Genomic DNA, 20604 nt, shown 5'->3' with positions numbered 1-20604 from the left:
GGATGATATATGGCTAAGGTAAAATTTGAAACACCTGATGTAAGACCATATCCGGTAATACCAATCTTGAAACAAGATTCAATGAAAGGTGATGGTCCTTTTGTTGCTAAGCCGCCAATGCAAGCAGCATTAGGTTATCCGGGAGAATTGGTTGATAATTGGCAAGAAGTAGCCATTGAAAAAATGGGCGATTTGTTAGGTAAATATCGTTCCTTACGAGTATATTTAGATTCTTGTGTTAAATGTGGTGCCTGTACTGATAAGTGCCATTATATGCAAGGTACACAAGATCCTAAAAATATGCCAGTGGCTCGTCAAGATTTATTACGACAAGTTTATCGTCGCTATTTTACTGTAGCAGGCAAATTGTTTCCAAAATTAGTTGGTGCAAAAGATTTAACTAAAGATGTTCTTGATGATTGGTATAATTATTATCATCAATGTTCACAATGTCGCCGCTGTTCAGTATATTGTCCTTATGGAATTGATACTGCTGATATTTCAATGGCAGCCCGTGAAATCTTGGATACAGTCGGTAAAGGCCAGAAATATTGTAATGAAATTATCGGTAAAGTCTTTAAAATCGGTAATAATTTAGGACTACCAGAACCTGCATTACGCGATACTTTAGAAGGCATCGAAGAAGATATTAAAGATGAAACTGGTATTGATGTACGTTTACCTTTAGATGTAGAAGGTGCTGACATACTATTAGTTACTCCATCTGCTGACTTTTTTGCTGAACCACATGTTGATGGTTTAATTGGTTATGCTAAGGTATTTCATCAAGCAGGAGCCTCTTGGACTGTCAGTTCTTATGCTTCCGAAGCTGCTAATTTCGGTATGTTTATCGGTAGTTATGAGAATATGCGAGAAATTTCCTTACGTATTCGTAAGGCTGCGATAGATCTTAAAGTAAAACGAATAGTGTTTGGCGAATGTGGTCATGCTTGGCGGGTAGCTTATAGCTTCTTAAATACTTTAGCTGGTCCTTTTGATTTTCTGGATCAACGTTATCCGATTCCGCAACATATTTGTGAATATACTTACGATTTAATTAAACAAGGCAAATTGCAGTTTGATAAATCGAAGAATGATGATCGTCGAATGACTTTTCATGATTCCTGTAATGTAGCACGCGCTTCTCGTATGGGTGATATACCGGGTGGTCAATTTGTAATTCCTCGTGAAGTTATTAAGGCAACTTGTAATCATTTTTATGATATGCCTTCTGATACCATTCATGATCAAACATATTGTTGTGGTGGTGGTGGCGGGTTATTAACTGATGATCTGATGGAATTACGTGTTAAAGGTGCCTTGCCGCGTATGGAAGCCTTAAAACATGTGGTTGAAACTCATGGTGTTACTCACATAGCGGCTATTTGTGCTATTTGTAAAACTCAATTTCTTAAAACATTACCATTTTATGGATTTGAAATGGATCAAATCATCAGCCTTCATCAATTAGTAGGTGATGCACTGATCTTAGATGATAAAACTGATAACTAAATGGAGATAATATGTCTGTTAAAGCCGAAGAAATAGAATCAAAAACAACTGATCTAACTTTCCGTAAATATGAAGATGGCGATGACGCTCATCCTGAATGGAAAGACGAAATTTTCCAAGCTAGTTGGACTCATAAATGTCCAACTTACGTACACCGTACACCACCTTGTCAAGGTAGTTGTCCATCCGGTGAAGATATACGTGGTTGGTTAGGTATTGTGCGTGGTATGGAAAAACCACCTGAAGGTGTAGAATGGCAAGAATATGCTTTTCAACGTTCCACTGACGCTAATCCATTTCCATCTATAATGGGTCGCGTTTGTCCAGCACCTTGTCAAACTGGTTGTAATCGTAATGCTGTTGAAGATTTTGTGGGTATTAATGCGGTTGAGCAGTTTATTGGTGATAATGCTTTAGATCAAGGTTATAAATTAGCTGCTGCTGGTGCAGAAACTGGTAAAAAAGTAGCTATTATTGGTGGTGGACCAGCTGGTTTAGCTGCTGCTTATCAATTACGTCGTAAAGGTCATGCCTGTACTGTTTTTGATGATCATGAAGAGTTAGGCGGCATGATGATGTATGGTATTCCCGGATATCGTACTCCTCGTGATAAACTTGGTGGTGAAATTCAACGTATTCTGGATCTGGGTGTTGAAATCCGTATGAATACATGGGTTGGTAAAGATATTAGCATTGCTGATGTAGAAAAAGAATATGATGCTATATTATGGGCGATTGGTTGTCAATCTGGTCGCGCTTTACCAGTACCCGGCGGTGATGCAGCTAATTGTGTTTCTGGTGTTGCTTTCTTAAGTGAATTCAATCATAAAACTAAAGATTCAGTACCTAAACGAGTTGTAGTAGTTGGTGGTGGTGATACTTCTATCGATGTTGCATCTGTAGCACGACGCTTAGGTTATAACCATATAACTGAAGAGCAATTAAAAAATTCCGTACAAGATAATTCATCTCAAGGCTCACAATTGGGATATGTAGCTCATGATGCTGCTGAATTAAGTGCGCGTGAAGGGGCTGATGTTACTTTGACATCATTATTCCCAATTGAAAGTATGACTGCTGCTGAACATGAAGTTCAAGATGCTATTCGTGAAGGTGTGGATATTCATGGTAGTGTGATGCCTACAGAAGTCATATTAGACGATCAAGGGCGTGCTACTGCTTTGAAGATGGTTAAATGTACATTGGATAGTAAAGGTGCTCCTACAGCGATTGAAGGCACAGAATATACCATTGAAACCGATTTAGTAGTTTCTGCAATTGGACAATATGGTGATTTAACTGGCGGCTTAGAAGATTTAAACAATGGACGTGGCTTTATTGACGCTGATGCAGTTTATCAAGTCAAAGGGCGTGAAGGTCATTTTGTAGCTGGGGATATTGTTAGACCACATCTATTAACAACTGCTATTGGTCAAGCCTCTGTTGCTTCTGATACTATTGATCATTACTTGAAACATCAAGAACAAAGCAAGCGTCCAAAAGTCGATGTACATCATTTTAACTTATTAGCTAAGCTTAATGAAACAGATTTAGAACCAGAAGCATTTGTTGTTGAAGAAGCAGGGGATTTACGTGGTACCTCTGATAATAATTATGCAGTGCATAATTATGAAGATCGTTCAGCCAACGATGTGATTGCACCAGAAGCCTTGTTCTTGGGACATTTTCCTTATGAAGAACGTAGGTTACGTGAAGATATGCCAGTCAGTTCTGACGAAGTATTAGGACACTTTGGTGAACGTATGAATGGTTTAGCTACTGATCAAGCAGTGGATGAAGCTAAGCGTTGTATGAGTTGCGGCATGTGCTTTGAGTGTGATAACTGCGTTTTATTCTGCCCACAAGACGCTGTCTTGCGTACTCCGAAAAAAGTTTCAACAACTGGACGTTATGTTTATACCGATTATAATCGTTGTGTTGGTTGTCATATTTGCGCAGACGTTTGTCCAACTGGTTACATCAATATGGGTTTAGGTGAATAATGAATTTAAGAATAAGCCAAATAGGATTTGGGTTATTATTAAGTGTGGCTGTTAATGCTGTTGAAACACCAAACCCACCAAAAGCTAATAAACAATTTTCTACTGAACAATCTTGTGTAGAACCAATTGAAATTATGCGCCGTTATCATGGGCATTTTCTAAAGCATCATCGTAATGATACTATGCATAGTGGTGTACGTACCACACAACATAGTCTGATTGAATGTATTAATTGTCATGTTACAGCAGATGATGATGGAAATTATCCTAATGTTAATGAAGGCTCAGAACATTTCTGTCGAAGTTGTCATAATTATGCGGCAGTAACGATTGATTGTTTTCAATGTCATGCTAGCAAACCAGAGAAAAAATAAATAAAAAATATAGCAAGCGATTAGCCTCGCTTGCTATTGATTTTATTAACTTTATCCTTTGAATTATCATCACCCCATCCTCATTAAATTAGAACTAATCACAAGGTTTTGCTTGCACTTCTGTTAATTTGCTTTTAAGATAAAGCCCACATTGATTACTGACAGGATAAAAAATCAATGCTTTTTAATAGTCTTTGTTTTGGAGAAAAGAATGCCAGAGTTTGAAACACAAGTTGAAAAATTTGCAATAAAAATTATAGACCTACACGGTTTTCGTTTTAATGAAGGATTTTCATGTTTAATCCCTGATGATAAAGTTTATCCTCTTAATGAAGGATTGTTTTTATGGGGCTTTAATAAAAAGCGTATGCGTTTTGAAACCAAGATTGAAAAATTCCATACAGCTTCAAGAATTAACCGCATGAATGAAATGCTGGGTGTTTCTGAAACGGAATATAAAAAAATTTACACTGCTATAGATTCATATTTGGAGTCTTTAAAAAAACTTGGTTTTACTGAAATTGGTAAAGGCGTAGCTATCTTTGGTAGAAAGAAACTCTTTAATGTTACTGCTGAAGCTAAAATTTTTGAAAATAATGTAGCTGCTTTGAAAGAATTTGAAAAAATTACTATCAATAGCCAGATCATGAAATTTGCTGAAAAAAATAATTATTTCAAGGCAAAAAATAAAACTAAGTCTGCATGGGATACTATATTTGCTGCTGCAAAACCAAAAGCAAAGCCAAAAGCTAAAGCTGCACCTAAGAAGAAAGTTGTTGCAGCACCTAAAAAAGTTGTTGCTGCACCTAAGAAAGTTGTTGCAGCACCTAAGAAAGTTGTTGCAGCCAAGGTGGCTAAAAAGCCTGCAGCAACATCTAAGCGATCCGCAACACTTGCAGATAAATTCAAAAAAATGGCTACTGCCAATAAACCAAAAACTTCTGTAAAGACAGGCTCTGAGAAACAAGTATGGGCGAAAGAAGTAAATGGTTTGCATAAAACTATAAAAACATGGCTAAATGATTATAGTAAAAATGGCTATATATCTTTTAGTACTAGTAAGGTTAAACTACATGATGAAGATGTTGGTAATTATGAAGTAAATGCTCTGGAATTAGATATTCTGGGTGGTCATAAGATTGTATTTCAACCAATGGAAATTGGTTTCATAGGTGCAATCGGTAGAATTGATGTTACACATATTGCTCCTGATGATGATGGTCATAAACATATGATGTTATTGATTAAAGATTCTAAGGACAATCTGCATTGGAAATTATGGAAGAACCTAAATATAGGTAATCAACTAGCATTTAATAAGCAAATGTTAGATGAATTATTAAATCAATGGATTGAATTTTAATTTAATCTATTCTCCTTATCTTTACAGATAGGGGGTTATTTGAGAGAGTAAATATTAATGTCACCGACTCAAAATCGCCGTGATTTTCTTAAAAAAACTGCAACAGTTGCCGGATTAACAACAGTTGCCCCCGGCATGTTATTTTATAGTGTTTCTCAGGCTAAACCTGATGGTGAAGCAGTCACTTCTAAAGTGCGTTGGGGTATGTTGATTGATACTACTAAATGTGCTGATGGTTGTAATGACTGTGTGAATGCTTGTACCAAAGAACACGGTTTAAATGATAATGTTCGTGCTGAAATTGCACCACAATGGATACGTAAAGTAGGTTTACGTGATAAGCAAACTGGTAAAGAAACAACTTTGCCGATGTTATGTCAACATTGTGAACACCCACCTTGTGTTGATGTTTGCCCAACTGGAGCCTCATTTAAACGCGCTGATGGAATTGTATTAGTAGATAAGCATACTTGTATTGGTTGTCGTTATTGTATGATGGCTTGCCCTTATAAAGCACGATCTTTTGTTCATGAAAACTTAGAAAACCAAAAACCACATTCTCCACGCGGTAAAGGTACTGTAGAAAGCTGTACTTTTTGTGTGCATAAAGTAGATAAGGGTGAAAAGCCAGCTTGTGTAGAAGCCTGTGGTAAAGCTATGATCTTTGGGGATATAAAAGATCCTGAAAGTGAAATTTCTAAGAAATTAGCTGAAGTAAGTAGTACTGCTTTACGTGCTGATATGAAGTTAAATCCCGGTGTGCGTTATCAAGGAATATAGTTTATGAAGGAAATTCAATTTCAAGAACTTGAAGGCAAGAGTGCAGGTTTTTATGCATTATTAGCAGTATCAGGCTTCTTCCTGTTGCTGGGTTTATATGCTGTTTATAACATGGAACATTATGGTCATGCTATAACTGGTATGAATAATCAAATTGTGTGGGGAATACCACATGTTTTTGCAATTTTTCTTATTTTAGCCGCTTCTGGTGTCTTGAATGTTGCCTCAATCAGTTCGGTATTTCGTAAAACCTTTTATCATCCATTAGCGCGTTTATCAGTATTGTTAGCCATAACCTTATTGGTAAGTGGATTAATGGTGTTAGTGCTTGATTTAGGCCGCCCTGATCGCTTAATAGTTGCAATGACCATTTACAATTTTAAATCTATTTTTGCATGGAATATCATTCTGTATAATGGGTTTTTGCTAATTTCTATTATTTATTTGTGGTTTATGATGGAACGACGGATGAAGCAATATTATCCTACAGCGGGTTTAGTTGCTTTTATTTGGCGTATTATTTTAACCACAGGTACTGGTTCTATTTTTGGTTTTCTAGTAGCACGAGAAGCTTATAATACTGCAATTATGGCACCTTTATTTATTGCCTTATCGTTAGCATTAGGATTAGCAGTATTTTTATTAGTCTTATTGATTGATTGTTGGAAAACACATTGCTCATTAGGAGAAGGTGTATTAGAACGTCCTAAAAAGTTATTAGCTGTATTTATTGTAGCTGTATTTTATTTTGTATTAGCTTATCATTTGACTAATTTATATATAACTGGTCGTCATGGAATTGAATACTTTATTTTAGCAAGTGGTGGTATTTATACAGCTTTATTTTGGGGTGGTTATATATTCTTAGGAACAATAATGCCGCTATTATTGCTTTATCATGAAAAATTTACTCATAGTCGTGCAAGTATTGCCGCTGCTGCTTTATTGACTATCGTAGGTGGTTTTTCATTATTGTATGTCATTATTATAGGTGGTCAAGCATATCCTTTAGATATATTTCCGGGAATGGAAGTAACATCTTCAAATTTTTTTGATGGTGTTGTAAATAGTTACACTCCTAGCGGTTGGGAAATATTATTGGGTATTAGTGGAATTTCTCTGTTTGTGTTACTAACCACTTTAGCTTTAAAAATCCTTCCTTTTTTACCTCGCAGTTTGGCTGATAGTGATATTGAGCCTGAATTTAGAAATTAATTTTCTTAAGCCCCCTAAAGGGGCAATCTGATTATGCCAACAAAAACATTCTATGAAGAACATCCTTTTGCACAATATGTCCGTATTTTAGGTAAGGGTAAAAATGGTTCCCGTCCTTTAACACAAGATGAAGCTTATCAATCTATGCTTATGATTCTTAAAGGCGAAGTTGAACCAGTGCAATTAGGTGCATTTATGATGCTGATGCGCGTGAAGGAAGAAACACGTGAAGAACTTGCGGGTTTTATTCAAGCAGCGCGTGATTCATTTCAATTGCCAAGCGGCATGGCAAAAGTTGATTTAGATTGGTCATCTTATGCTGGTAAGCGTCGTCATTTGCCTTGGTTTCTATTGTCTGCGTTGTTATTAGCAGATAAAGGAATTAAGGTTTTTATGCACGGTGCTGGAGGACATACCAATGATCGTATTTATACTCAAGATGTATTGTCATATTTGAATATTGACTATGCGACTTCATTTGAACAAGCATCTGAACAATTAGAACAAACCAATTTTAGTTATTTGCCGCTAAAATATCTAAGCCCTAAATTACATGAAATTATTGAAATGCGTTCATTAATGGGTTTACGTTCGCCGGTGCATACTTTGGCGCGTATGATAAATCCATTGAATGCCCCTTATGTAATTCAAGGTATTTTCCATCCGGGTTATAGCCCAGTTCACCAAGAAGCGGCTTTATTGCTAAATATGCCTCACCTTGCTGTGATGAAAGGAGAAGGCGGCGAAATTGAGCGTAATCCAGATATGGAATGTTTAGTACAAAGCGTCCATAATGGCGAACTGTCCGATGAAGTGTGGCCACCATTATTTAAAAAACGCCATGTCAAAGAACCAATTTTGGAACCTGAACGCTTAGCAAGCTTATGGCGTGGAGAAATTGAAGATGAATATGCTCAAGCAGCCATCTTGGGAACCACTGCTATTGCTTTGAGATTGATGGAAAAAGCGGCTAGTGTTGATCAGGCACTAGAATTAGCGCAACAGATGTGGGAGAATCGTATATGTCATGGTTAAATAAACTGCCTTGGGCGATGTTAATTATAGGTTCACTGTTTTTAGGTTTATCACCTTTTATGCCTGAACCACATTTATTTGAAAAAGTCAGAATGTTATTTGAAGGTAATTTACATAAACCAATTGATATTTTTGATTTGTTTTTACATGGTACTTTTCCATTGTTATTGTTGTTGAAAAGTATTTATTCTATTATTAAAAAGTAAGCAAAGTGTTAGACCTGACAGGTTTTAAAAACCTGTCAGGTCTGATACGAAGTGAAGTAAATCCGTTGTACTATATAGGTATATTAATATGTCTTACGGAAAATTTAAATCAGTTGAGGAAGTTGCAACAAAATTTGATATTGAAGTTGCGGATAGAACTGCATTTTTAAATGAAATAGAACTTGAAATTTTAGACGTTTTCTTTTCTATGATCACAAAAAATTTGCAGGATGAGACAAACTATATTAATGAATTTGCGATTTGTGAGACAATTATAAGACCTATTTTGGGGATAGTGGCAGAAAATTACAATTTAAAAGTATGGTCACATATGCCTTACAATATAGATGAAAAAAAAGGTTTGGTAGGCGAACCAGATTATTTAATTGCGCCTAAAACTAAATATGGCGCAATGGCAAAACCTTCACTTTGTGTCATAGAAGCTAAAAAAGATGATTTTAATCAAGGCTGGGCACAAGCTTTGTCTGAAATGGTCGCATCTTCTCTGCTAGATGCGCATATCTGCTATGGTATTGTAACTACCGGGGCTATCTGGCAATTTGGCAAACTGGATCAAGGTATTTTTGTAATAGATCCAAGGTATATATCTGCCACTACTGAATTACAATTGGTTTTTAATATAATTAATTGGATATTTCAGGAAATATCCTAAACAATAATGCGAGTTTTATTCATAAAATTATTATTACACCTATTTGCCTTATTACCCTTAGCCATAACACACACTATTGCCAACATATTAGGTAGATTATTAGCGCGATCTTCATCATTACGCATCACTAATGTAACACGTACCAATATTAGTTTGTGTTTTCCTCAGCTATCTGCCGCTGAACAAGCAGATTTAGTTAAACACAGCTTAATTGAAACCTGTAAAACCTTTATAGAAATAGGTAAAATCTGGTTATCACCGCTTGATAAAGCATTAGCTTTGGTGTGTGAAGTAAAAGGTGAAGAATGTGTACAACAGGCATTCGAGCAAGGCAAAGGAGTTATATTTTTAACACCACATTTTGGGGCTTGGGAAATGGCAGCCTTATATGCAACTTCACGTTATACTATGAGTGCCTTATATCGTCCACCCAAATTACATGGATTAAATGACTTAATTCATACAGCTCGTGAGCGAGCAGGTGGGAATTTGATGCCAGTAAATCGTGCAGGTGTACGAGCTTTATATCAACAATTACGGCAAGGAAAAGCCGCTGGTATTTTACCTGATCAAGTTCCAACTGATAATAATGCTGGAATTTTTGTGCCTTTTTTTGGCGTAAAAGCTTTTACTACCGTATTAGTTTCTCGTTTAGCCAATAAAACTGGTGCTAGCATAATTTTTACTTATGCAGAACGTCTGCCAAACAGCAAGGGATTTAAAATTCATTTTTTTCCAGCACCAACCGAGATTACAAGTTCCAATTTGGAGGAGGCTTGTACAGCACTAAATAAAGGCATAGAACACTGCGTAGAAAATTGCCCGGCACAATATCTATGGAGTTATAAACGTTTTAAAATGTCGGTAAACTATTAAGCGGCTAAAATTTCAAATTCAACCGCTTTAGCTACAGGTTTTACTTGCTTGCTCTCTTTGATCAACTCAAGAATACCATAGCTTGATAGTGTTTTTAATGTGCGGGAAAGGTTACTTTGTTTTCTTCCTGTGGTTTCAGATAGTTCTTTTATTGAATTGGGTTTTGTATCTTTAATAATGTGTAATAATGCACGGTTTTCATCGCTTAATACTTCAGCTAAAGAACGCATGGAAGTAAACCAGATTTTTGGTTCATTAGGTTCTGGTTTATAGCTTCCTTTTGCGATTAGCAACATTCTTTCCCTTATTTTTTCTTGTGGCATGATGCCAATACGTACTTTATATTCGTTACTCATATCTATCATTCCTGCTTCTTTAATACTTCATCAACTTTTTCAAAAAAATCTTGAATAAGTTGATAAGGATCTTTGAACTCATAGGGAATACCATTATCTAAACTATGACGATGATAATGATCATATTCAATGATACGACCAGAGTATTTATATTTCTTTGGTAATTTTACTGCATGAGCATTATCATAACCCATGAGTCGTTTACCATATTTATCATGAAGAGTGAGGCTATATCGAAGCCCATGAGAACGTTCTTTTGTAACCTTTGTTTTTGACACCTCAAATTTTACCCAATAACCATTTCCCTGATCTATAATCACTCCATCTAAGTCAAGAAGTGTTTCTAATCCATAATCTTTGTTATCACACATACAATTAGTTATTTTCATATCATCAGGTGATAATTATAGCATAATTAATGCTAACTCAGAGCATTATTAGACTTATTCTGAAAAGCTTGAGCTTAGCTGCTATAATAATCTTATATATAAGATATAGACGATTAGACCAGATTAATCGTCATATATTTGATTCCTTTCATAAAATTATCCATAAATAAACGTGATTAAAAAAATAATATATACATTATTTGGTATCCTCCTATTGAATAATGAAATTTTGGCTAGTGAAGAAGATATTTTTAAACAAGCTCTTGCTTATACAGTTAAAATTAAAGCTAGAGTTGATAAACCATTTCTTGGAGATGAAAAAGGCGCATTTACTGCCGCTGGATTTTTAGTTGATGCTAAACAACGATTAGTAATGACAAATGCACATGTAGTAGCGCGTTCTCCTTCACATGTGTCAGTTGCATTTTATAATGGACATTATTATAAAGCGCGAAAACTTTATGTTGATCCAGTTTTAGACTTAGCCTTATTAAAATTACCTAAAAATTCTATACCTAAAGGGATAAAAGCAGCGCAATTAGAATGTAAAAATATTCCAGCAGTCGGACATCCAGTAGGCGCATTAGGACATCCTTGGGGTATATTTTTTACCGGAACTCGTGGGGTTATTTCTGGCATTACTGATAAATTTGGAGGAGAATTTTTACAAACTGACGCTCCAATAAATAGCGGCAACTCAGGTGGACCATTAATTAGTATGAAAACCGCAAAAGTAGTAGGTATTAATACATCTAGTTTAAATAAAAATCAAGATCAAAATACCAATTTTGCCACACCAATGAAATATGCTTGTAGAGTATTAGAACTATTACAAATAGGCAAAAATCCATCACCACCAGAATTACCAATCCTATTTCAGCTTGATATTGATGATAGTAATAAATTGATAGTTGCTAGCACCCACTTAGCTTCAGATTTAATAGCATTAGAAAACGGTGATATAATTGAAAAATTTGAAAATGAAACTCAATTTATTCATGCGCTTAGAGGTAATTTAGACAATTTTAGTTTAGCTATTACTCGTCAAAATAAAAAAATGATTCTATCAGGCAGACTCAATGCCATGCAATTAGTTACAGAACGTAAAGGTATATTTGTATCAGGAATAGTGATTGCACCTTGGTGGATACGTGATTGGCAAGAAGTGAATTTACCGCCACTAGTAATTCATAATGTAGAAGCTGGCTCTATAGGAGACGATCAAAAAATTCAAAATTGGGATAACCTAGTATCTATTGATAGAAAACCAATGAAAAATTTAAAACAATTATTTGCTTATCTAAAAGCGGCTAAATTACAAGACAAAAAGGTATATCTTACAATTAAACGCTTTAGTGATTTAGATGATCGTTTATATGATTATTTGGAACGCCCTTTAAAAGTTGTAGATTTAAAATATTTTGGTGGCAAAAAAAAATAATCATTTAACTAACTTTTTAACTTTCATGACCCTACAAATATGATTTAACATCATACAAAGTCACATGTGGTTTTAAAACAAATTACCCAATGACAAGTAATAATTAAGACTACCTTGTTTGGTATATCCTGTTCCTAAGAATAGTGATCCAAATGGTGTCTCCCATACAAAGCCTGCTAATCCTCCATATAGTAAATCTGTCATATTTATATCTTGGTAGCTATCCCAAGCATTACCAGCATGTAATAATCCTACTAGTCTGATTCCTAATGCACTTAACACTTCTCGTTGTTTGTGTGTTGTTTGTAAGTTAGTAGGATTGTATAAGCCGCCAAATTGAAATATTAAAGCATGTTTGCCACCTATGTCACCTTCAGGATAACCAGCTAGGTAATTTAAGCCGCCTATTGAAAAACTTTCATATATTGGAGGAGTTGAATGTAGAAAAGTAAACAAACTGGCATTTGTTATTAAAGTTAAGCGGCGATTTATAGGAAACATTTCGCGCATATCTAAGGTTATTTTTTGATAATCTGATTCTGAACCAAATGATTGATTATAAATTTCGCTGTTAAATTTAATTCTTCTACCTTTTCTCGGAAATACCCGATCATCAAGAGTATCGTAGCCAAAACTTAGAGTTAGTAAGTGTTCTTCTGTAGTACCTATAGGTAATATGCTTGGATCACCAATTCTTAAGTTAGCTTGTAACCGCTTATGTTGCATTCCTACACGTAATTCAGCGTAGTTACCAAAGTTCATACCTATATCTACACCTAGTAGAAAACGTTTTAAATCATATTCAGCAATACCTTGTTTGTTTTGAAAAATATCAGTAAAACTTCTACTAAACTTTGCATAAGGCGCGATAAAAAAACGTCGTTTATAATCTAAAGGTTGATAAAATTCCGTAAAAAAACCATAACCGGCTCCCATGCCTAATTCTGTTATCCATTCAGCACCAAAACGATTAATATTTAATTGTTCATGACGTAATAAACTTATAAATTCAGCTTTATCACTAAAACTGGTAGTAGTATTCAAGCCAAAACGAAAATAATTAGGACCCCAGCTTTTTTCACGTATATCAAATAATAAGCCACTATCTCCTTGTTTATTTTGAATAATATCATAAGTAATTTGTTCAAAATCATTTAATGACATTAAACTATTAGTTTCTTTTTCCAGTTGTTCTATATCTAGTTGTTTGCCGATTAATCCTTCTAATTTATTCTGTAATAACTTATTGCTAGTGCGATTATTACCAGTGAATTTCAAAAACGATGGTGTAATTTTTTTAGGTAAAGGAGGTTTTTTTGCTGTGATATCAGCGCGATGCTTATTATAATTATTTGTATTTAAAGCAAAACCTTTGAAAACTGCCGATTTTTTTATAATTGCTTCATAACCTTTACTGATCATCTCAACCCCTTTGGCAAAATCGGTAAAACTATAGCCTTTCAATTCAGGTGTGATGATAATGTCTGCATGTTCTAAAGCGCGTCTAGTATTTTGAATTAGGGCAGCATCAAGAGATTGTGAAGCGATAGTCAAAAAGGAACTGTTGGCTTTAATTTCCTTTAGTGGCATGGAAATATTAACAGCTATTACAATATCAGCTCCCATTGCTCTAACTACATCAACGGGTAAATTATTGAGAATGCCACCATCAACCAATAAATGACCATCAATTTCTACTGGTGAAAACGCAAATGGAACTGCCATAGAAGCGCGAAGAGTTAAAGCTAAATCACCTTTTTCTAAGATAAAGGGTTTAGCCGTATTTATATCAGTGGCAACAGCTTGAAATGGAATTGGTAATTGAGAAAAGTTTTTAAGCCGAATTCCTCTGGTTAGACGTTTCAGGGCTAATAATAAATTTTGCCCACCTACTAATCCAGCCGAAGATGTTAAACTATAATTTTTATCTAAACCAAATTCTAGTTGAAAAAAGCGACGCTGATTTTGCTTTTCACGATAAGACAGTTGATTTCGATCACTTTTTAAATTAAAAATACTTTCCCAGTCGATTTGTTTGACAGCCTTAGCCAATTCTTGGCTTGATAAACCACTAGCATATAATCCACCTACAATGCTACCCATGCTAGTGCCAGCGATATAATCTATTGGAATTTTTAATTCTTCTAAGGCTTGCAAAACCCCAATATGAGCAATACCTCGTGCGCCACCGCCTGAAAAGGCAATACCTATTTTTGGTCTTTCAGAGGCTTGAAGTTGAGTTGATATAAGAAAGAATATGAAAAAAAAATGTGGTTTTAACATAGCGAACTTTGCAGACAAACCTGACAGGTTTTAAAAACCTGTCAGGTTTAGTTTATTGATTAAGCAAGAGCTTTAAATATAGAATCACGAATTTCTTCAACTTTACCAATACCTTCAATACGTATATATTTAGCCGCATTATCAGCTTCAGCAGCTTTTAAATAATATGCAACTAAAGGTTCAGTCATTTCATGATAAACTTTCAAACGTTGTTTAACAGTTTCTTCTTGATCATCATCACGTTGAATTAAATCTTCACCTGTGGCATCATCTTTACCTTCAACTTTAGGTGGATTATATTGAACGTGATAAGTACGCCCAGAGGCTAAATGTACACGTCTTCCAGCCATACGCTTAACAATTTCAGCATCATCAACCGCAATTTCAACCACGTAATCTATTGGCACACCAGCATCTTTCATAGCGTCAGCTTGTGGAATAGTACGTGGAAAACCATCAAATAAGAAACCATTTTCACAATCAGCTTCTTTGATACGGTCCTTAACTAAACCAATGATGATTTCATCAGAAACCAAACCACCTTCATCCATGATTTTTTTAGCTGCTAAGCCTAATTCAGTACCAGCTTTAACAGCAGCACGTAACATATCACCAGTAGAAATTTGTGGAATATTATATTTTTCTTTAATGTAATTAGCTTGAGTACCTTTACCAGCGCCGGGGCCACCTAAAAGAATTAAACGCATTTATATAGTCCTACATGTTAAAAAATGTATATTTTACCGCAAATAGTTAATATAATCAGGTAATTTTTTAATTGTCGTATTATAATTCATTGAATTTGGTCTCCAAAATTACATTATAGTATATAACTCATTTGTCTGAATCAGACATATTAATTAATCCCTATGTCAACAAAATTTATAATAAATCCGGGTGGATGTTTGCGTGGTAGTTTGCGTGTTCCCGGCGATAAATCTATTTCTCATCGTTCTATAATGTTAGGTGCTTTAGCTGAAGGAACGACAGAAATTAGTGGTTTTTTAGAAGGCGAAGATACTCTAGCAACATTAGCCGCTTTTCAAACAATGGGAGTAAATATCAGTCGAAATAATGGGCAAATCAGCATTCAAGGTGTAGGTTTACATGGTTTAAAAGCACCTAATTCTCCTCTATATCTTGGTAATTCTGGAACTTCGATGCGCCTATTATCAGGATTAATGGTAGGTCAAAATTTTTCCGTAGAAATGACTGGTGATGCCTCATTATCGCGTCGCCCTATGCGTCGCGTTACCAAACCATTATCTTTAATGGGTGCAAATATCTCAACTAATGCAGATGGCACCCCGCCACTTAAAATTAATGGCAATTCTTTACAAGCAATTAATTATAATTTACCAATTGCCAGTGCCCAAGTTAAATCTGCTATATTACTTGCGGGTTTATATGCAAATGGTAAAACTTGTGTAACTGAACCAGCACCGACTCGTGATCATACAGAACGTATGTTAGCAGGTTTTGGTTATTCAGTGACAAGAGATGCAAATACTATTTGTTTACAAGGTGGTGGTAAATTACAAGCACATTCAATTGATGTACCGGCTGATATTTCTTCAGCGGCTTTTTTTATAGTTGCAGCTTGTATTGCTAAAGATTCTGAATTGTCTTTAACCCATGTGGGTATTAATGCAACTAGAATTGGAATTATTAATATTTTGCAACAAATGGGAGCTGATATTAGTTTGACTAATCAACATGAAGTTAGCGGCGAATTAGTAGCAGATATTCATATACGTTCCAGTCAATTGCATGGAATCCATATTCCACCACAACAAGTACCATTAGCAATAGATGAATTTCCTGCGATATTTATAGCTGCTGCCTGTGCTGAAGGAAAAACAGTATTAACAGGAGCAGCAGAATTACGAGTTAAAGAAAGTGATCGAATTCAAGTCATGGCAGATGGCTTAAATATTATTGGTATTAAGGCAGAAGCTACAGCTGATGGAATGATAATCCAAGGTGGTAAAATACAAGGTGGTATAATAAATAGTCATGGCGATCATCGTATTGCAATGGCATTTACAATAGCCGCTTTACGTGCCAATGAGACGATTACAGTAACAGATTGCGCTAATGTTGCAACATCATTCCCAAATTTTGTTAAACTATCACAACAAGCAGGGATAAATCTAAGTGAGCAATAATATTCCTGATATAATCATATCATGAGTAGGGTGGGTAGAGCGAAGCGATACGAAGTCAGCGAAGCTAAACCCACCATTTTGTGACTACATAAAATACATGATAAGACATGATAATACCTGTTATAACCATAGATGGAGCTAGTGGAGTTGGTAAAGGCACTGTAAGTTCAAGAGTAGCAAAACATTTTAATTGGCATATATTAGATAGTGGAGCAATATATAGAATACTCGCCTTAACTGCCATAAAAAATAAAATAGCACTAGATGATGAGATTGAATTAGCTATTTCAGCTATTAATTTAGACTTAAATTTCAAAGCATTAGAAGAATTACGCACTGAAGAGTGTGCAGCAGCAGCCTCAAAAGTTGCTGCTTTAGCAAAAGTACGCGAAGCATTATTAGCTCGACAACGCGCTTGCCGTGTTGCTCCCGGCTTAGTTGCAGATGGGCGTGATATGGGAACTATAGTATTTCCTGATGCCAAAATAAAAATATTTTTAACTGCGACGGCTGAAGAAAGAGCACAAAGACGTTATAAACAGTTGAAAGAAAAAGGGATAAATGCTAAGCTATCCGACATAGTGATAGACATTACTGAACGTGATAAACGTGATCGTACTAGATCTATTGCACCATGCCGTGCTGCCGATGATGCTTTTATAATTGATACAACAAATTTATCAATAGATCAAGTGGTAGCACAAATCATTAACCTTTAACAATATCGACTTGTTATTGTCACACAACAAGTCAATGATTTACATTTAGAATGAACGAAAGCTTTGCCGAGTTATTTAACGAGAGTCAATCACAAAAATCCATGAAAACCGGTAGTATTATACCGGGTACAGTTGTAGAAATACGTCAAGATTTAGTTATTATAGATACAGGGCTAAAATCTGAAGGCGTTATCCCTATAAGTCAATTTTATGATGACGCTGGACAATTGGAAGTTGCAATTGGTGATCAAGTAGATGTATCTTTAGACGCTGTAGAAGATGGTTTTGGAGAAACCAAATTATCGCGTGAAAAAGCTAAACGAGCTGCTGCTTGGGCTGTGTTGCAAAAAGCCCATGAAACTAATGAAACTATTACAGGTTTAATTAGTGAAAAGGTTAAAGGTGGATTTACTGTTAATGTCAATAACATTCGTGCCTTTTTACCCGGCTCATTAGTAGATGTACGCCCAGTGCGTGATACTACTTATTTAGAAGAAAACCCGATAGAATTTAAAGTTATTAAATTAGATCAACGACGTAATAATGTAGTTGTATCACGTCGCGCAGTGGTTGAAACAGAAAATTCCCAAGAACGTGAAGCCTTATTAGAATCCATGCAAGAAGGAATGAAATTGCGTGGTGTAGTGAAAAATTTAACCGATTACGGTGCTTTTGTGGATTTAGGCGGTGTGGATGGACTTTTACATATAACAGATATGGCTTGGCGGCGCGTTAAACATCCTAGTGATGTTGTTAGTGTTGGTGATGATGTTGATGTTAAAGTGCTAAAATTTGATCGTGAACGTGTTCGAGTATCTCTAGGATTGAAACAATTAAGTGAAGATCCTTGGGTTGATATTGCACGTCGTTATCCAGTTAATTCACGCTTATTTGGTAAGGTAACGAATTTAGCAGATTATGGTTGCTTTGTAGAAATTGAAGAAGGTGTAGAAGGCTTAGTACACGTTACCGAAATGGATTGGACTAATAAAAATGTACATCCATCGAAAGTAGTTCAGATTGGCGATGAAACAGAAGTAATGGTATTAGAGATTGATGAAGAACTTCGTCGTATATCTTTAAGTATCAGACATTGTCATCCTAATCCATGGGAAGAATTTGCTGCAACCCATAATAAAAATGATAAAGTGGTTGGTCGTATTAAGTCTATCACTGATTTTGGTATATTCATTGGTTTAGATGGCGGTATTGACGGTTTAGTACATATGTCAGATATTTCTTGGAATATCCCGGGTGATGAAGCTGTACGCCAATTTAAGAAAGGTGATGAAGTTGAAGCAGTTGTATTAGCTGTAGATGCTGAACGCGAAAGAATTTCTTTAGGAATAAAGCAACTAGAAAAAGAATCATTTTCTCATTATATAAGTCAATATCCTAAAGGTAGTGTAGTTAAAGGAGTTGTAACTGAAATAGCAAATAATAGAGCTATCGTTCAACTAGATACTGAAGTTGATGGCGTGTTACGAATTCAAGAACTAGCTCGTGAGCGTGTAGAAGATATTAACCATGTCTTAAAAGAGAATCAAGAAATTCAAGCTAAGATCATTAATGTTGATCGTAAGAAACGTAGCATTAGCTTATCTATTAAAGCATTAGTATCAGATGAAGAATCCGCTGTTCTTGAAAATTATAGCAATTCACAACAAGAGAACAATACTGCTGCTACTTTAGGTGATTTAATTAAAGAACAAGCAGATAAACAATAACGCAAGAGGCAATCTTTAACGATTGCCCATATAGCAATGACAAAATCAGAACTAATTGAAGCAATTTCATTAAAACAAACCCATTTATCTCAAAAAGATATTGATCTTGCCATTAAAACTATTTTAGAAAATATGGCACAAGCTTTAGAGCAAGGTGAAAGGATTGAAATACGTGGTTTTGGTAGTTTTTCACTTCATCATCGCCCACCTAGAAAGGGACGTAATCCTAAAACTGGTGCTGCTGTTAAATTATCTGAAAAATATGTACCTCATTTTAAACCGGGTAAAGAAATGCGAGATCGTATTAATACCAGTGGCGGTTTTTAGTCTTAGCGTCAGCTTATGATTAGCCATGAGTTTTTTGTTATGGCTGTTGTTGCCTGTAGCTGCTGCCTCTGGATGGTTAGTAGCACAGCATCAAAAACGGCGAAAACCAATAAGTTCTCATTTATCACCTGATTATTTAAAAGGTTTAAATTATTGGTTACGTGAAGAACCTGATAAAGCAATTGATATTTTCATAAAGTTAATTGATGTTAATAATGAAACTTTTGAAACTCATTTGGCTTTAGGTGTTTTATTTCGCCGACGTGGTGAAGTGAATCAAGCAATTCATATTCATCAAAATATTATTAAAATACCCACCCTTGATCCGCAAAAACGTAATCTAGCACTATTTGAACTTGCTCATGATTATCAAAATGCAGGTTTGTTTGACAGAGCAGAAGATGTATTTAAAAATCTGTTGATTGTTGAAAATTATCAAATTCCTGCATTATCTCAATTATTAAAAATTTATGAACAAGAGCAAGAGTGGGAAAAAGCAATTAAGGTTGCGCAAAAATTAGCAAAACTCTCAGGTAAGAAGATGCCAATTGCGCAATATTATTGTGAACAAGCAGAAAACTATCGAGAGCAAGGAAATACTAATAGAGTGCAACAACTTATACAGAAAGCACTAGATACAGATCCTTTTTGTGTACGTGCAAGTATTATAGAGGCTAGCTTAGCATTAGAAAATAATGATTATAGGCAAGCAATTGTTGCATTTAAGCGGGTAGAAAAGCAAGATCATAAATATATTATTGAAATCATAGATGATTTACATGATTGTTATCATGCAATTGGACAAATTGATCAATTTCAAGTCTATTTGCAAGCAATTTTGAATCGTTATGATGAGATTACACCAATTTTAAGCTTCGTAAAAATTATTCAACAACAGTTAGGCAGACAACAAGCTATAGATTTTGTTTCAAAACAAATGCTTGAACGTCCTTCATTATGTAGTATTAATAGTTTTTTAGCTTTATCTAAAGCGGATAACACATTATTACATAATACTATTACGCAATTATTAAACAATAAAGCATTTTATAAATGTAATAATTGTGGATTTACTGCTCGTAAATTATATTGGCATTGCCCAAGTTGTAAGAAATGGAATACTATGAAATCTATACAAGGCATTGATGGCGATTAAT

20 protein-coding genes are annotated in these 20604 nt (G+C 35.1%); 16 read left to right on the top strand and 4 right to left on the bottom strand.

Annotated elements, in window-relative coordinates:
• The first annotated feature begins 9 nt into the window (after nucleotides 1–9).
• The 10 genes from dsrK to BHU68_RS04500 all read left to right on the top strand — a co-directional run bounded on the left by dsrK (nucleotide 10) and on the right by BHU68_RS04500 (nucleotide 10037).
• Nucleotides 10–1512 (top strand): sulfate reduction electron transfer complex DsrMKJOP subunit DsrK, encoded by a 1503-nt coding sequence (dsrK, locus tag BHU68_RS04545; protein ID WP_069470374.1) that lies wholly within the window; start codon nucleotides 10–12, stop codon nucleotides 1510–1512.
• Between the two features lie 11 nt (nucleotides 1513–1523).
• Entirely contained in the window at nucleotides 1524–3515 is a 1992-nt protein-coding gene (locus BHU68_RS04540; protein WP_069470375.1) for an NAD(P)-binding protein, read from the top strand.
• Nucleotides 3515–3889, top strand: coding sequence for a hypothetical protein (locus tag BHU68_RS04535; RefSeq protein WP_069470376.1), 375 nt, complete (start codon nucleotides 3515–3517; stop codon nucleotides 3887–3889). Before BHU68_RS04540 ends, BHU68_RS04535 begins: the two co-directional genes overlap by 1 nt.
• Nucleotides 3890–4100: 211 nt before the next feature.
• Complete coding sequence (locus tag BHU68_RS04530; protein ID WP_069470377.1) at nucleotides 4101–5252, top strand: hypothetical protein; 1152 nt, start codon at nucleotides 4101–4103, stop codon at nucleotides 5250–5252.
• 57 nt (nucleotides 5253–5309) lie between these two features.
• A complete protein-coding gene (dsrO, locus tag BHU68_RS04525) occupies nucleotides 5310–6032 on the top strand; it encodes a sulfate reduction electron transfer complex DsrMKJOP subunit DsrO (protein WP_069470378.1) in 723 nt (240 codons plus the stop codon).
• Nucleotides 6033–6035: 3 nt separating this feature from the next.
• A complete protein-coding gene (nrfD, locus tag BHU68_RS04520) occupies nucleotides 6036–7247 on the top strand; it encodes an NrfD/PsrC family molybdoenzyme membrane anchor subunit (RefSeq protein WP_069470379.1) in 1212 nt (403 codons plus the stop codon).
• A gap of 33 nt (nucleotides 7248–7280) precedes the next feature.
• Nucleotides 7281–8282 (top strand): glycosyl transferase family protein, encoded by a 1002-nt coding sequence (locus tag BHU68_RS04515; protein ID WP_171899482.1) that lies wholly within the window; start codon nucleotides 7281–7283, stop codon nucleotides 8280–8282.
• On the top strand, nucleotides 8270–8488 hold the full coding sequence (locus tag BHU68_RS04510; RefSeq protein WP_069470381.1) for an RND transporter: 219 nt from the start codon (nucleotides 8270–8272) through the stop codon (nucleotides 8486–8488). Before BHU68_RS04515 ends, BHU68_RS04510 begins: the two co-directional genes overlap by 13 nt.
• A gap of 88 nt (nucleotides 8489–8576) precedes the next feature.
• Nucleotides 8577–9161, top strand: coding sequence for a hypothetical protein (locus BHU68_RS04505; RefSeq protein ID WP_069470382.1), 585 nt, complete (start codon nucleotides 8577–8579; stop codon nucleotides 9159–9161).
• A gap of 6 nt (nucleotides 9162–9167) precedes the next feature.
• The gene (locus tag BHU68_RS04500) at nucleotides 9168–10037 is read left to right on the top strand and encodes a lysophospholipid acyltransferase family protein (protein WP_069470383.1); all 870 of its coding nucleotides are present in this window, start codon (nucleotides 9168–9170) and stop codon (nucleotides 10035–10037) included.
• Here the strand turns inward: BHU68_RS04500 and BHU68_RS04495 are convergent.
• Both BHU68_RS04495 and BHU68_RS04490 read right to left on the bottom strand, forming a co-directional pair.
• Nucleotides 10034–10393: an HVO_A0114 family putative DNA-binding protein gene (locus tag BHU68_RS04495; protein ID WP_069470384.1), complete on the bottom strand. Its 360-nt coding sequence runs from the start codon at nucleotides 10391–10393 to the stop codon at nucleotides 10034–10036. The genes BHU68_RS04500 and BHU68_RS04495 overlap by 4 nt on opposite strands.
• A gap of 5 nt (nucleotides 10394–10398) precedes the next feature.
• Nucleotides 10399–10764 (bottom strand): toxin-antitoxin system TumE family protein, encoded by a 366-nt coding sequence (locus BHU68_RS04490; protein WP_069470476.1) that lies wholly within the window; start codon nucleotides 10762–10764, stop codon nucleotides 10399–10401.
• A gap of 232 nt (nucleotides 10765–10996) precedes the next feature.
• On the opposite strand from BHU68_RS04490, the gene BHU68_RS04485 reads away from it, so the two are divergent.
• Nucleotides 10997–12223, top strand: coding sequence for a trypsin-like peptidase domain-containing protein (locus BHU68_RS04485; RefSeq protein ID WP_069470385.1), 1227 nt, complete (start codon nucleotides 10997–10999; stop codon nucleotides 12221–12223).
• Nucleotides 12224–12295: 72 nt separating this feature from the next.
• Here BHU68_RS04485 and BHU68_RS04480 read toward each other — a convergent pair whose 3' ends face one another.
• Nucleotides 12296–14506, bottom strand: a complete 2211-nt coding sequence (locus tag BHU68_RS04480; protein WP_069470386.1) for a patatin-like phospholipase family protein — start codon at nucleotides 14504–14506, stop codon at nucleotides 12296–12298.
• A 59-nt stretch (nucleotides 14507–14565) separates the two neighbouring features.
• Entirely contained in the window at nucleotides 14566–15213 is a 648-nt protein-coding gene (gene adk, locus BHU68_RS04475; protein ID WP_069470387.1) for an adenylate kinase, read from the bottom strand.
• A 162-nt stretch (nucleotides 15214–15375) separates the two neighbouring features.
• Between adk and aroA the strand changes: the two genes are divergently transcribed.
• The 5 genes from aroA (at nucleotide 15376) to lapB (ending at nucleotide 20603) form a co-directional block, all read left to right on the top strand.
• Nucleotides 15376–16674 carry a 3-phosphoshikimate 1-carboxyvinyltransferase gene (aroA, locus tag BHU68_RS04470; RefSeq protein WP_069470388.1) on the top strand — a complete coding sequence of 433 codons (1299 nt, stop codon included), beginning with the start codon at nucleotides 15376–15378 and terminating at the stop codon, nucleotides 16672–16674.
• A 107-nt stretch (nucleotides 16675–16781) separates the two neighbouring features.
• Nucleotides 16782–17393 carry a (d)CMP kinase gene (cmk, locus tag BHU68_RS04465; protein WP_069470389.1) on the top strand — a complete coding sequence of 204 codons (612 nt, stop codon included), beginning with the start codon at nucleotides 16782–16784 and terminating at the stop codon, nucleotides 17391–17393.
• A 50-nt stretch (nucleotides 17394–17443) separates the two neighbouring features.
• The gene (gene rpsA, locus BHU68_RS04460; protein WP_069470390.1) at nucleotides 17444–19120 is read left to right on the top strand and encodes a 30S ribosomal protein S1; all 1677 of its coding nucleotides are present in this window, start codon (nucleotides 17444–17446) and stop codon (nucleotides 19118–19120) included.
• Between the two features lie 36 nt (nucleotides 19121–19156).
• Nucleotides 19157–19447 (top strand): integration host factor subunit beta, encoded by a 291-nt coding sequence (locus BHU68_RS04455; protein WP_069470391.1) that lies wholly within the window; start codon nucleotides 19157–19159, stop codon nucleotides 19445–19447.
• Nucleotides 19448–19472: 25 nt separating this feature from the next.
• Complete coding sequence (lapB, locus tag BHU68_RS04450; protein WP_069470392.1) at nucleotides 19473–20603, top strand: lipopolysaccharide assembly protein LapB; 1131 nt, start codon at nucleotides 19473–19475, stop codon at nucleotides 20601–20603.
• The last annotated feature ends 1 nt before the right edge of the window (nucleotide 20604 follow it).

This window comes from Candidatus Marithrix sp. Canyon 246, assembly GCF_001723685.1.
Lineage (GTDB): Bacteria > Pseudomonadota > Gammaproteobacteria > Beggiatoales > Beggiatoaceae > Marithrix.
Note: the sequence above shows the minus strand (reverse complement) of the source record. Positions and strands in the feature narration are given on the sequence as shown.

What these genes read in the sequence shown, in the direction of transcription:
- dsrK (WP_069470374.1), top strand. Translation starts at nt 10, where the DNA reads ATGGCTAAGGTAAAATTTGAAACACCTGATGTAAGACCATATCCGGTA.
- BHU68_RS04540 (WP_069470375.1), top strand. Translation starts at nt 1,524, where the DNA reads ATGTCTGTTAAAGCCGAAGAAATAGAATCAAAAACAACTGATCTAACT.
- BHU68_RS04535 (WP_069470376.1), top strand. Translation starts at nt 3,515, where the DNA reads ATGAATTTAAGAATAAGCCAAATAGGATTTGGGTTATTATTAAGTGTG.
- BHU68_RS04530 (WP_069470377.1), top strand. Translation starts at nt 4,101, where the DNA reads ATGCCAGAGTTTGAAACACAAGTTGAAAAATTTGCAATAAAAATTATA.
- dsrO (WP_069470378.1), top strand. Translation starts at nt 5,310, where the DNA reads ATGTCACCGACTCAAAATCGCCGTGATTTTCTTAAAAAAACTGCAACA.
- nrfD (WP_069470379.1), top strand. Translation starts at nt 6,036, where the DNA reads ATGAAGGAAATTCAATTTCAAGAACTTGAAGGCAAGAGTGCAGGTTTT.
- BHU68_RS04515 (WP_171899482.1), top strand. Translation starts at nt 7,281, where the DNA reads ATGCCAACAAAAACATTCTATGAAGAACATCCTTTTGCACAATATGTC.
- BHU68_RS04510 (WP_069470381.1), top strand. Translation starts at nt 8,270, where the DNA reads ATGTCATGGTTAAATAAACTGCCTTGGGCGATGTTAATTATAGGTTCA.
- BHU68_RS04505 (WP_069470382.1), top strand. Translation starts at nt 8,577, where the DNA reads ATGTCTTACGGAAAATTTAAATCAGTTGAGGAAGTTGCAACAAAATTT.
- BHU68_RS04500 (WP_069470383.1), top strand. Translation starts at nt 9,168, where the DNA reads ATGCGAGTTTTATTCATAAAATTATTATTACACCTATTTGCCTTATTA.
- BHU68_RS04495 (WP_069470384.1), bottom strand. Translation starts at nt 10,393, where the DNA reads ATGAGTAACGAATATAAAGTACGTATTGGCATCATGCCACAAGAAAAA.
- BHU68_RS04490 (WP_069470476.1), bottom strand. Translation starts at nt 10,764, where the DNA reads ATGTGTGATAACAAAGATTATGGATTAGAAACACTTCTTGACTTAGAT.
- BHU68_RS04480 (WP_069470386.1), bottom strand. Translation starts at nt 14,506, where the DNA reads ATGTTAAAACCACATTTTTTTTTCATATTCTTTCTTATATCAACTCAA.
- adk (WP_069470387.1), bottom strand. Translation starts at nt 15,213, where the DNA reads ATGCGTTTAATTCTTTTAGGTGGCCCCGGCGCTGGTAAAGGTACTCAA.
- aroA (WP_069470388.1), top strand. Translation starts at nt 15,376, where the DNA reads ATGTCAACAAAATTTATAATAAATCCGGGTGGATGTTTGCGTGGTAGT.
- cmk (WP_069470389.1), top strand. Translation starts at nt 16,782, where the DNA reads ATGATAATACCTGTTATAACCATAGATGGAGCTAGTGGAGTTGGTAAA.
- rpsA (WP_069470390.1), top strand. Translation starts at nt 17,444, where the DNA reads ATGAACGAAAGCTTTGCCGAGTTATTTAACGAGAGTCAATCACAAAAA.
- BHU68_RS04455 (WP_069470391.1), top strand. Translation starts at nt 19,157, where the DNA reads ATGACAAAATCAGAACTAATTGAAGCAATTTCATTAAAACAAACCCAT.
- lapB (WP_069470392.1), top strand. Translation starts at nt 19,473, where the DNA reads ATGAGTTTTTTGTTATGGCTGTTGTTGCCTGTAGCTGCTGCCTCTGGA.